This window comes from Glutamicibacter sp. BSL13, from assembly GCF_052928425.1.
The window spans coordinates 13,284-26,240 of sequence record NZ_JAVGCZ010000019.1 but is presented as its reverse complement, the minus strand read 5'-3'; the positions used below and the strand labels follow the sequence as shown (position 1 = coordinate 26,240).

Annotated in this window: 5 protein-coding genes and 1 pseudogene; 3 read left to right on the top strand and 3 right to left on the bottom strand. The window is 56.1% G+C overall.

What is annotated here, in order from left to right; translation table 11 throughout:
• The 3 genes from RCJ92_RS05525 to RCJ92_RS05515 are packed head-to-tail and all read left to right on the top strand — an operon-like array spanning position 1 to position 10,792.
• Positions 1 to 2,286, top strand: coding sequence for a 3'-5' exonuclease (locus RCJ92_RS05525; protein ID WP_446753972.1), 2,286 nt, complete (start codon positions 1 to 3; stop codon positions 2,284 to 2,286).
• Positions 2,287 to 2,336: 50 nt separating this feature from the next.
• Positions 2,337 to 5,426, top strand: a complete 3,090-nt coding sequence (locus tag RCJ92_RS05520; RefSeq protein ID WP_446753971.1) for a hypothetical protein — start codon at positions 2,337 to 2,339, stop codon at positions 5,424 to 5,426.
• On the top strand, positions 5,423 to 10,792 hold the full coding sequence (locus RCJ92_RS05515) for a DEAD/DEAH box helicase (protein ID WP_446753970.1): 5,370 nt from the start codon (positions 5,423 to 5,425) through the stop codon (positions 10,790 to 10,792). The genes RCJ92_RS05520 and RCJ92_RS05515 overlap by 4 nt, the downstream gene beginning before the upstream one ends.
• Before the next feature lie 203 nt (positions 10,793 to 10,995).
• Here the strand turns inward: RCJ92_RS05515 and RCJ92_RS05510 are convergent.
• The 3 genes and pseudogenes from RCJ92_RS05510 to RCJ92_RS05500 all read right to left on the bottom strand — a co-directional run.
• Positions 10,996 to 11,684, bottom strand: a pseudogene (locus RCJ92_RS05510) (IS3 family transposase); the annotation flags it as partial.
• Positions 11,685 to 11,884: 200 nt separating this feature from the next.
• Positions 11,885 to 12,283: a hypothetical protein gene (locus RCJ92_RS05505; RefSeq protein ID WP_343830272.1), complete on the bottom strand. Its 399-nt coding sequence runs from the start codon at positions 12,281 to 12,283 to the stop codon at positions 11,885 to 11,887.
• Between the two features lie 15 nt (positions 12,284 to 12,298).
• Positions 12,299 to 12,874 carry a CGNR zinc finger domain-containing protein gene (locus RCJ92_RS05500; RefSeq protein ID WP_446753969.1) on the bottom strand — a complete coding sequence of 192 codons (576 nt, stop codon included), beginning with the start codon at positions 12,872 to 12,874 and terminating at the stop codon, positions 12,299 to 12,301.
• Positions 12,875 to 12,957: the final 83 nt, after the last annotated feature.

The window sequence follows — 12,957 nt, the reverse complement described above, 5'->3', positions numbered from 1 at the left end:
ATGCCCGGAATTGTTTTCGCGAAAACTAAGGACAAACTGGATAACTCGGTGAAGTCGTTGGTTATGAACTTCTTGGAGAAACTCCAGGAGGATGACACGGCACCCGGTCTGCACATCGAGCCGTTGAAGAACGTGGCCGATCCACGGGTGCGCACGGGACGGGTCAACAACATGTGGCGAGCAGTTCTATTCCGGCTGGAGACCGGATCGACTCCGACGTACGTGTATTACGGCACGTGGGCTCATGATAAGGCGATAGATATCGCTGGCCGCAGCACGCTGCAGATGAATCCGGTGTTCGGCATTCCGGAAATCATCGAGCAGACCAAGCCTGAACCGCAACCGACTGGACTGCAGTACCCGATATCGGGTGGGGCCGCTGAGGGTACCGGGGTAGCCCCTGGCGTTAGACCCGTGGTCGATACGTGGAAGAACGGGCTGATCGAGCACGGGTATACGCATGAGTTCCTCGTTGATGCGGCGGGCCTTGACCCGCAGATTGCGCGCAAGGCACTAGCAGCGCTCACGGCTCCTGCATTCCATAAGGTGACCGACCGGGCCCCCGACTGGCAGGGCTTGCTCGTCCTTGACCTAGCCGCGGGCAAGAGCTTGGAGGCCAGCAAGGAAGATTTGGGGCTTGTGGATCTGCGCGAGACTCCCACGGAGCCAACCGGCCCGCAAACAGATGATGAGAAGATCATCGCCGGGTTCGACAAGGACGCGGCGAAGCTGCAGTTCGCGTTTATAGGCGATGCGCCGGAGGCTTTGCGCGAGGTGATCGAAGGTGGCAGCGCCGATGCGTGGCGGACCTTCTTGCACCCTGAGCAGCGCCGGTACGCTGACGGGTCGTGGAATGGGCCGTTCCGCCTCTCTGGTGGTGCTGGAACGGGGAAGACCGTGGTGATCTTGCACCGTGCTAAGACGCTGGCGCAGCGTGAGCCGGGCGCGCGGATCATCCTGACGACGTTCACCCGTACTCTAGCTTCTTCATTGAGCGAGAGCTTGGTGAAGCTGGATCCGGGGTTGCCGTTGGCGGCTAACGCTGGGGCACCGGGGATCTATGCTAGCGGTATTGACGCGTTGGTGCATCAGGTGTTCAAGTCAGCTAGTGCGGCCGAACGCAAGGAGGCGGTGAAGGCGGTGCTGGGCGATGCCCACGCCTCGGCGAACTTGCATCCCGGCGGGGACGCGCAGAAGACGTGGAAGGACGCCATCGAGAATACCGAGCACGGGCTGGAACTGGAATTAGCTAATCCGACGTTCCTTGAGCAGGAATACGTGTCGGTGGTCCTGGCGAATTTCCTCACGAACCGTGAGGGGTATGTGAAGGTACCGCGAGTGGGCCGGGGGACCGCATTAACGCGTCCAAAGAGGCTGGGTGTTTGGAAGCTCATTGAGGCGTTCCGGCAGTCGCAACGGGTAAATGAGAGCATTTCGTTCCCGGAGCTGGCCGCGGTGGCGGCGCAGTTGTTGCTGCAGCGCGCTGCCAGGGGCCAGGGGGCGTTGGCGGATCATGTGCTGATAGACGAAGCCCAGGATTTGCACGCCGCGCATTGGACTTTCTTACGGGCTTTGGCGGCTGAAGGCCGGGATGATTTGTTCATTGCTGAGGATTCGCATCAGCGGATCTATGGGCAGAAGGTTCCGTTGTCGAGATACGGGATTGCGATTGTGGGCCGGTCGCGGCGGTTGTCGTTGAATTACCGGACGACTGAACAGAATCTGGCGTATGCGGTCAGCGTACTGAACGGTACGCAGATCGAGGACCTTGAGGGTGGGAGCCAAGACTCGCGTGGTTATCATTCGGCGCGCAGCGGGCCAGTGCCGGAGCAATCGGGGGCGACGTCGTTGGCCGATGAGTTGGATGTAGTGGCTCAGCATATTCGGCAGTGGCAGGCCCAGGACGTGCCGGGGAGCATGATCGGAATCATCGCACGCACAAAACGTCAGCTGCAGAAACTGCAGACCGGTCTGGCTGAGCGGAAGGTTGAAGTGCGGGATGTGGACTACCCGGGCGATGGTTCGGCGCCGTTGTATATGACGATGCATCGGGCGAAGGGCATGGAGTTCTTTAAGGTCATTCTTTTCGGGGTGAATGAGTCCACGGTCCCATTGTCAATGGCGACAAATGGGCTGGCCGAGGCGGAACGTCATGACGGGATGATGCGTGAGCGGTCGTTGTTGTATGTGGCAGCTACCCGCGCACGCGATGAGCTTGTCGTCAGCTGGAACGGCACTCCTTCGGAGCTCCTGCCAAATACAAACCCTAAAGTGTCCGCACGCTGAGCTAGCCTGGCCACACACTCGCATTATTGGTCCAAATAGGGGAATGAACAATGTCGTTAGATAGTCAGCAGTCGGCGCAGTCGGCGGCTGTTTTGAGCCCGACCGATTACGAAGCTTGGAATTATGCTTTAGCCACCGCATTTTTCAATTCGGAACGCGCGGGACAGATGGTTTATCTCGACAAGGACGATCAGGCATTTGAAGTTGCCTATACGTCCTTAGGACTGTCAACTGCAGACGAAGCCGTCGAGTCACTCGGTCACGCAGTGGCGCGTCGATTGTGCTGGAATTGGTCAGGCCGGGAGACTTTTGCCGAGTTCGATATGCTTACTCGTCGCTGGGTATACAAGCGAAAAATGGATCGTAAGAACAACCGGCCAGTCCAGGCGCCGCCGTTGATTGCCCTTCTGATGGTGCTTTCTATCGCAGCAGAGAAGATGCAAAGCTCTTCACACGGCACATCGACGGGCGAAGGCAGTTTTTACGTGCAGCTCGAGCGCACGCTGGGAATTCCGGAGAATGAATCGAAGCGCCTACGCCATTCCTTCATGATTTCGAGCGAAGCGTACTGGGAAGCGCTCAGCATCTGGCTTGAAGACTTCGCCGGTGAAATCGGGTTGCCTAGTGCCTATGCCTTGATGTATCGATACGTAGGCTTGCCGATTTCACAGGCCCTCATCCGTGACACAGAGCGTCGAAATATCGATCGCTTCTTCGAAGAGCAGGGGTTCATTGCCGGGTCGTCGATGTCGCATGCCGAAATGTTCGCTGCATTGGATGTTTGGCTTACTCTGAGCGGTACCAGTGCGAACCAGAATCTACGGCTGATATGGGCTAAAGCTGGAAATCAAGATCGCGTCACGGAATTGGCTCTGGCGCAATTCGCCGCATGGCAAGGACCAAAAGTCGCAGGGCCGAAAAGCACTGCTGCCCCGCGGGTAACTCGGTGCGTCCTGAGCTGGCGAAACGAACGGAAGCTTCTGTCCACTACAGCTAAGTTTGGCTTGGTCGTCACCCAGGGCGTACCTGAGGATGGGGTTGGCAGAATCCTGGGGGAGGGGGGATCCGAAAGTCCCGTGACATTCAAACCGGCAGGTAATAACACCTACGGTGTCAGTTTCGAGGGCTATCAGGTAAATGCGGCTTCGCTGGTGGGTTCTCCGGTCACAATAAGGACTTCTGAAGACCTGCAGATCAAACGTGTTCCCAAACGTATTGCTATCTTCGTTCGTGACGCCTTGACGGCCTCGTATGTTGAAGTTGACCGCATGGTGGCTGGTGCCGAAGCTCGAATTCTGGTGAGGTCAGACTTACAGTTGGTGGCCAAGGTCGACGAAATCCTGAAAGACACGACTGATCGTTCTTACCGGACGATCCAAGGTGGAGGCAAAGAGGGAATTCCTGAAGGATGGGTTGCATTTGTCGACGTCGTTTCTCTCCGTGCACCTAATCCGAATTTGATCGAACACGCGGACTTTGCTGCATTTCATCCGCGCCTCACGACGCAAATGAGCTTGCAGGGCGGACTCAGGTTGCCTGGCCGTACCCGTCGTTGGAGCGCGATTGCTCCCATGTCCTTGGTTATAACGTCCGAAGACAGCAAGCCAGTTGAACTGTACCGAATTGAACGGGATCCGGAATCGCTCCGCACTAGTGACAAATTGCTGAAAGAGGAAATCACTCCACCAGCAAAGCTAAACGTCCACGCTTTGGCTGGTGGGCGTTCTGATTTCACCCTATCGCTGCGTCGTGGGTCGAAAACTCTTCAGAACATGCAAGTCAAACTTCGTCATGCTGATTCGAGTGATTCCGCAGACCCAGATCAGCTGCGCTCGATTGCTCACGCTGTAGGCACGTCATTGTGGCCGCTGAATGCCGTCGAAGACGCACGGTCAGCTTCTGGATGGGTTATGGGCTCTATGATTGATGCCCCTGAATTTAACGGCGATGTCCTCAACCTGGAAGTCCCGACTAGGGTTTCCTGGTCTGGCCCAAGAAATTTCAGCAGGGGACGTGCAGTGCTTCGCTTGCCGAAGCCCGGAGAAAAAAGCTGCATCGAAACCGGCAGGCATAAGTTCAACCTGCCGGATTTCGACGGCAAGTATCCTAAAACCCAGTGGATGTATGCGCATTGTGAAATGTGCGGACTCAGCAAAAGGCATCCGACACGTCCTAAAGATGCAAAGAAAAAGGAGCACGTAGACAACCTCATTCGTCAGCGGTTGCCACGTATGTCCGCTGTTGCTTCAACGCCGAATTTGAGTGCTTTCCTAGACGCCTTAATGTTCCTCGGCGCAGGTTCTCGTAAAGAATTCTCGGTGCTTTCCCGCCAGTTGGAAGATTCTGCACTTTTTGAGCGGCAGCTATTGATGTCCTTGGAAGCCCTCGCATTCATCGAAGTTGAACGTGACGACTCCATGGAAGCTGTTGCGTGGGAATCGGTGTATCAGGGTATCGCGGGTACTGATAACGGAGACTGGTTGTTGACCGGACCGTGGAGCGAGAATCTGGTCGAGGAAATGACTGAATTTGTAGTCAACGCCGGTGGGGCCTCGTCAAAGATCGAAGCTGGTCGACTTAGCGTGGTTCATTTCAGCGGAATGGCTGAGGGCACACTGACTGATGCTCTTGAAGGATACGTCGATACGGATAGCGTGACGCCATACAGTGGGCGCAAGCTGGCAGAAACGCTCCCTCCGTTGTCCTCTATTGTTGGAAATCTTCCGCGTACGGTATTCCCTTTCGCGCAGAAGTACGAATATTTCCTGGTCGAGAACGCCCAATGGGTTGAATCTGAAGCTGCAGAGATTCCAGGTTTATATAGACTTCCGCGAATCCAAGGATCCGGTTACTACCTCAGAACCCAAAACGATATTGAGAGTGGGACTGCGGCTAGGGTTTGGGCAGAACTTGGTAAGCACTCGGCAGCCAACATTTTGCGTCGCCCGCTTCTCTCCTACAATGCTAGTAAACGGCAACTTCAGGTTCCTTTGGGAGCAGAATTACCAGGCCTGTACGGAAGAGCAGCCGTCTTGGCTTCAGGAAAACTTCCTGACTCAGAAACCCGTATTAATTCAATAACTTATAGCGGAATTTCCCCTGAAACCGCGACTGTGATCAGTCGAAAGGTAATGTCATGACTGCAAAGCCTAACCCTATAAGTGTATCTCAGGATCTAAAAGAGGCATTTCTTCGTTATTTCAACACGAACTACCGTTTGCGCTCGAAAGGCCTAACTGCTGACCGTGAAGATCTTATCGCCAAGGAAGGACAGATTTTCCGGGAGCCTCTAATAGAACCAGTCCTTCCGTATCCAGCGACGGATGATTTGCTGGAAACAACTACAGCGGCAGGTTACTCGGAAAACGTGGCTCGTATCGTTGGCTCCGCGTTCTTCGGCGATTATGTTGACCGCGAAAAAGGTGAACGGCTGAAACTGCGCAAGCACCAAGCAGAGGCAATTTTAACCAACCGTGACAGTGCGAATACAGGCAAACACAACGTCGTCGTGACTTCAGGAACCGGCTCGGGCAAGACCGAAGCCATGCTGCTTCCTATCTTGCTGCGCTTGGTTGAAGAATCAGAACGATGGGAGAAGCCAGGACCGGTTGAGTGCTGGTGGCGTGGCACCAACGCACGATATCAGCGAATGCGTGCAGGCGAAAGACGCCCAGCAGCAGTACGGGCCATGATCTTGTACCCAACCAACGCTCTGGTCGAAGACCAGCTGACGCGCTTGCGACTGGCATTCCGTCGTATCGCGGAAGATTTGCCGCAGGCGAGGTTATGGTTTGGCCGTTATACTGGCGCCACTCTCGGCAACAACCATTTGCCCACATCACATGACAAGGGAAAAGTCGCGGCAATCAGCAAAGAGATTCAAGAGCTTGAGCAGGAATTTTCCAGCTTGCGAGATTCGGGTGACGTGGCTGAATCCGATCTGGCTCTTTTTACGGACCCATCACGTAATGAAATGGTTACTCGTTGGGACATCGTTCAAGATCCCCCAGATATCTTCGTCTCGAACTTCTCTATGATTAACGCGTTGTTGATGCGTGAATTTGAGAGTCAGTTATTCGCCAAGACCAAGGCTTGGCTAGCGTCTGATCCTGATCATGTCTTTACACTGGCTGTTGACGAACTGCACTCTTATCGTGGCGCATCCGGTAGTGAAGTCGCGCTTCTTCTGCGCCGCGTTTTGGACAAACTGGGTCTAGAACCAGATAGCCCGCAGCTGCGTATCGTTGCAGCGTCTGCTTCCTTGGAAGGAGACGCTGCCGGTCTTGAATTCCTGCAGGAATTTTTTGGCGTCGATGCCTCGACCTTTGCGGTTACTGCAGGTCAACCATTAGAGCTGGATGCACTGAAATCAATCGACCGTGATGAAGTGCTTGCAGCAGCACAAGCTGGTTCATTAACTGAGCAAGCTGAGGAACTTTCAAGGATTGTCGCGCGTGCTTGTTTTGATCCTGTCGAAAAACGCTATCGGGCCCAATTCCTTTCGACAATTTCTGAACGTATCTTTGGCGGAAATGATCCGGGGTTAGAGGGCTTAGAAGCCATCTTAGAAACGATTGCCAAGAAGGAAAAAACGCCCGTGCCGCTACGTGGGCATATCTTTGCCCGAGTGCTCTCGGGGCTCTGGGCCTGCACTAACGCTGAATGTAGCGGCGTCGCCCCGGAACGGAAGGATGAAGAGCGAACCGTCGGGAAAATTTTTGGACAGCCGTTATCCGTTTGTGACGACTGTGGTGCCAGAGTGCTGGAATTAATCCTTTGTGGTGAGTGTGGAGATTCGAGCCTGGGCGGGTACGTTTTACCTTTGGGCGAAGACTTTGAAGCCCTGAGTGCAACTCCTAATGGTGTTCTTGGTGATGCTCCTGGACTTGCGACCAGCCGTGTGCGTAAGGACTACCGGTGGTACTGGCCGGCGGTAGGTCGGGAGCCTGTCGGAGTAAATAAGCAATGGTCTGTCTCTGGTTTTAGGGCCGGTTGGCAGCGGGCAACTCTAGACAAGGCTGGGACGTTAGAACTCGGTGCCTTTGATAATAGCGGCTGGGTACTGAGTATTGGCGGCAAGGGCGCGGAGGCTACTCCAGCAATTCCTTCGCGTTGTCCGCATTGTGGCCAATCGGCTACCCAGTCGGACGACTTCAAACAAGGACGCGTTGTTTCACCTTTGCAGGGACATGCAACGTCGCCCGCTCAAGCAACATCGATTTATCTTCGTCAGTTGCCTCGCACTCTAGGTTCCAAGCCGGAAGAGTATCGAACGATTGTTTTCACGGATAATCGTGATTCGGCTGCAAGAACAGCAGCTTCTTTGGCTACTCGCCAATACGGTGACATCTTGGTCCAGATGCTACGCAAAGGACTTAGCGAAGCCTCACAGGCTAGCATCGTAGACCTGCTGATGCGCAAGGCTACTACGCCTGCAACCCTTTCGTTGCAAGAGCAAGCACAGGCTGACCATATCGTCACGACCAACACCCCGCTGTTTATGGCTGTGATTGCGAAGATGACGGGGCAAGTTTCTCCGGATCAGCAAGCACTGCTTGATTCTGCTGAGACCGACCATGAAACAGGCATTAGCTGGGGAGACCTACGTTCTCGGGTGGAATCTGAGATGGTTAGTGTTGGGCTAAGCCCGGCTGGTAGCTCTGCGAGAGCACAGGAATCAAATGGAGAACCTTGGTACAAGTACTATGCTCCTCCGCAGGAAGGGCTTTGGATCCAGAGCGATCCTTCATCCTCCATTCAGTCCCAGAGCTCCTTCAACAAGATGCTCGACGGTGAACTGGCAACTCAGATATTTGACTCTGGCCGGCGCGATGTTGAATCTACGCGCCTCGCTTGGTTCCCTGTTGCAATTCCCGAAGGTATGGGCGGACCGCTGGATGGCGAAGCTGGGGCAGAAGTACTTTCTAGTTGCGTACGTATCCTGGGACTTTCAAGAAAATACGAAGGGTATTGGGCGTTGGGACCGGATAAATCCAAATCTCCCACAGCCATAAGGGGGTATCTAAAGAAAGTCGCTGCCAAGCAGGGGGTCGAATATGAAGCACTCGAAGCTTGGGTGTATTCGATCTTTGAACGCTCGGGCACCGCGTCTGGCTGGGTTCTGAAGCTGCATGGCAATTCAAGCAAATTGCGCTTTGCGATGGCTGAAGAAAATGCCTGGGTCTGCGCAAAATGCGCTTTCGTGCATCTCCATGGCTCAGCGGGGGTTTGCGCCAATAAAGGTTGTGAATCGAGTGTATTGATCAAGCAACCGATTGATGCTGATGCTCAGGATTACTACGGCTGGCTAGCTGAGCAGCCTGTACGCAGAATTGCCGTTGCGGAACTTACCGCACAGACCAAGCCCGCCGCAGAGCAGCGTCGGCGTCAGCGTTGGTTCAAGGGGGTTCAGCTTCCTGCGCCAGCAGAGAACCCGCTGACCTGTGAGCTTGATGTCCTCAGCGTTACCACCACGATGGAAGTCGGAGTTGACATTGGTTCGTTGAATGCGACGTTAATGGCGAATATGCCTCCGCAACGGTTCAACTACCAACAGCGTGTTGGTCGTGCTGGTCGCGCCGGGCAGGCCTTCTCTTTCGCGATTACTTCATGCCGAGACTCTGCGCACGACGAATACTACTTTAATCATGTCTATAGAATGACTGGAGACTTACCTCCGCAACCATTCCTGGATTTGGGTCGGGCCCGCATCGTCCAACGTATCGTGGCAGCCGAAGCCTTGAAGCGTGCCTTCGCGGCGCTTCCGTTCCCTCCAGAATGGGGCCCGGAAAGCCTGCACGGCACCTTTGGAGTGGTCGATGACTGGCATAGATACAAGGACGGAGTCGGGAAGTGGCTGGAGTCGAGTGATGAGGTCGATGGAATCGTTAGTCGACTTACTTCTTATACTCGCCTCAGCGAAGATGAAATTAAAGATGTAGTTCGATGGGCGCGCAGTGAGATCGTCGGCGAAATCGACAAGATCATTGCTCAGCCAGATATCTCCGAAAGAGAGCTCAGCAAGGCACTTGCTCTTGGCGGGCTATTGCCGATGTTTGGTTTCCCAACTCGCGTGCGTCAACTGTTCAGCGATAAGCAACCGACGCTGAAGTCTTTGGAAGACAAAATTGTGTCGGACCGTCCGTTGGGCATGGCGATTACTAACTACGCGCCAGGTGCTGAAGTTGTTCGTGATCGGATTGTCCACGTTGCTGCCGGTTTCGTGAATTACGAACAACGTGAAGGAAAGGTCTTCCCGACCAATCCGTTGGGTAAGGAACACCAAGTTTGTAGTTGTCCAAAATGTTCGACAACGGTTATTGATAAGCCAACCGTCAGGGTATGCCCGAGTTGCAATGCTGCGATGAATGTATTCAAGCTCTACGAACCTTTGGGCTTCCGTACAACCTACATGCCACGGCCATACCGTATTGATCAGTCTCGGTCGCAATCGAAGAGTTTGCCTTCATTCGTCTCGACCGGTCCGGAACCGCAGGGAGAAGCCGTCGGCGCTGTTGACGTTCGCTTGTACGAGCAAGGAAAGCTTCTGCAGTATAACGACAACCGTGGTCGCTATTTTGAACTGGTAAAAACCGACGACGATGAATCGGTGGTAGCGATTAACAAAGAGCTATATCGCAGCGGCTGGAAGGCTATGCCCTCGAACGGAATAGAAATCGGAAAGAGTGCCATCGGGGAAATCCGAACTACCGATGCTTTGACCGTCGACTTCTCCCGCTTGTTTACCAGCGGCGGATTCATACCGACAGCCCCGCATGTGGTGCCGGCAGGAGAGTCTGCACTGTGGTCCATGGCCGAGGTACTACGCACAGCTGCGAAGCAACAACTGGATATTGACCCCCAAGAGATGCAGGCAGGTCTGCAGCACCGCATGGCCAACGGAGTTTCTTCCGCTCGGGTATTCCTGGCCGACACTCTTGAAAATGGTGCTGGCTATGCCGCGCAAATAGCAAAGTCTGAAGTCTTCAGAGAGCTTCTTGAAGAGACACGTACGCATCTTCAGGAGGAATTCGAAAGCATCGAGCATAAAAAGTGCTCAACATCTTGCCCTGACTGCCTGCGTTCTTGGGACAACCAGCGACTCCACGGCGTACTGGACTGGCGTCTGGCGTTGGATGTTCTTGACCTGTCATCTGGCCTCGAATTGAACTTGCCACGTTGGTTTAGCCGCGTTGAAGAAGTGCGGGCTACAGCAGGAAGCTTGCACTCGAACATTCGTGTAGATCAGGTCGGCCCCGAAGGCGCACCAATGCTGTTGCTTGATGAGGAAAAGGTTGGCGTGCTGATCGGACATCCTCTGTGGTTCCGAGACCGTGACAACCCACTGAAGCAACAACAAGCTGCAGAACAAGCTGCGCTTAATCATGCACGAGGATACCGGGTTTACTTGAGCGACTTTGTCGAGTTCGGCCGTCGCGCTCTTCCTGTACTCGACGCCGCAGTTAACGGTAAAGCTGTAGCGATCAAGCCATACCTAAAAGCCTAAAAAGGCTATCCATTTAGATCCCTAAGCAACTGAAAACGTAGGAGAAATATGCTAACTGGCACGTAGAAAGCTCCCGCGCTGCGTCAACAGCCCGGAGCACGGACTAACATCGGAAAGCGTGTTTGTCAGATGCCCGTATCGGAACCTGCCACGTAACAAAGCAATGACATTGGGTCTGCTGACGGTTCGGCTGACACCGTGGTTCATGCCGCCAGAGCGACGGACTCGAGCATCCTAGCTTCAAACTGGACAGGGGTCAGTTTCTCCAACCTGCGTCGCTTGCGCTTGCGGTGATACGTCCCTTCCAGTCAGCCCACGATCGCTAAGCGTAGCTGTTGGCGGTGGTTCACTAGGCTCGGTCCAGCACTTTCGTCTGCAACAGGCTGACGAACGATTCCATGGCCGCATTGTCACCGGCCGCCCCGACCCGACTCATCGACCCGACCAGCCCATGGGATTCCAGGGCATTGGTGGATTTCCTGGAGCGGAATTGGCTACTGTAGTCGCTGCGCACCCGAACGTCACGTTGGTGTTCCCGGTGCGCGATCGCCATGTCCAGGGCGTCGACCGCCAGTTGGGCCTTCATCCGTGAGTCCATCGAGTAGCCCACGATTCGGTTGCTAAACACGTCATTGATCGCACACAGATACAGCCTGCCCTCCCCGGCGTGGTGCTTGGTGATATCCGTCAACCACAACTGGTTGGGCTGCTCGGACATGAAATTCCGCTGCACCGGGTCATCATGCACCGGCGGACCAGCCGGGGTAGGATTCCGCCGGCGTTTGCTGATCATCGAGTGGATTCCCGCTTTGTTGCATAGCCGCCATACCCGGCGTTCTGATATCTGCTACCCCAGGTCATCAGCTCGTACACGGTACCCGCCTTCCGGGTCGGTGGACGAGGTCATTCCATGCGTGTGAAACCGGGTATCACGGGACGGGGACGGCCGCAGGCTCACGGTTCCATGCCCCGTGGCGGACTTGATCTCTGGCGGACTTGGAAGCGACACCTGTTCCTGCCAGTCAAAAGCGGCCAATCTCTAATGCCGGCGTCCCGTCGGGTGAAGGAGAAACGCGCGGGGGTGCGAACCAGCTAGCGTCGGCGCTTCCGCTCTGAACCCAGCAGCGGCCGGTCTGCCGCCACCGGCTGGCGTCCGCCGGCGGACCGGTCATCCGACCCCTGGTCTTCCAGGCTGCGGTCCCGTCGCTTGCCGGCGATGGCGAGGGCGCGCCGGATCCCGTCGAAGAGCACCATGAAGGACATCGCCGTCCAAAAGGCGAGCCAGAGCCACTGCTCCAGGGTGGAGAAGGCCGTGAAATGCCACGGCCGCCGCACGCTGGGAAGCTCCTTGGGCGGCGGGAGCACGCCGCTGACCCACAGCAGCGCCAGGCCCGCGATCCCCAGGCAGACCAGCCCGACCAGCAGCTCGGTCAGCGCCGGACCCCACGACGGCCCATTCCGTGGGTGCCGTTTCTTGCCATGGTGCGCCACTGTTCTCCCGCTTCCCTACTTCTGCCGCCGCGCGTAGGCCCGGGCCGCCCGGATGCGGTCCCCGCAGCGGGTCGAGCACCAGCGCCGGCGCGCGTGGGAGCGGATCAGGAAGCGGTCGCAGGGGGCGGCCTCGCATTGGGCCAGGGTGGCACTGTGGTCGCTGGTCAGCAGCGCGGCGGTGTCTTCGGCAATCTGCGCCATGGCGTGTTCCACCAGCTGGGTGACCGGGTGCTCCGCGGCCCGGAAGAGGCCGCGGTCCTCGGAGTAGTGCAGCAGCGGGGCGCTGGCGATGCCGGACAGCGCCCGGTTGACCGCCTCCAGCGCGCTTTGCTTCGGGGGCCGTCCGGCAACCTGCGCCGCCAGCAGGGAGCGGACATTGGCGCGCAGTGTGGTCAGCTGGTTCTGGCAGTAGGGCAGCAGGGCCGTGTCCCGCGGGGCCAGCTCATTCTCGACCAGCCAGTGCGTCGCCTCTTCCGGGGTTCCCAGCTCGTCGGCCAGCTCCTGGCCAGGCAGGGTGACCAGGCTGTTTGCCAGGGCCAGGCCCAGGTGCTCGGCGGCCCCGGGGGCGGGAGGAAGCGGAATCTTCGACATATCTCTCATGGTACAGGTTGTTCCTATCCGTGAGATTGCTGTTAGGATCGTTATCACGCCAAAACCATTATTTTGCCGTGATA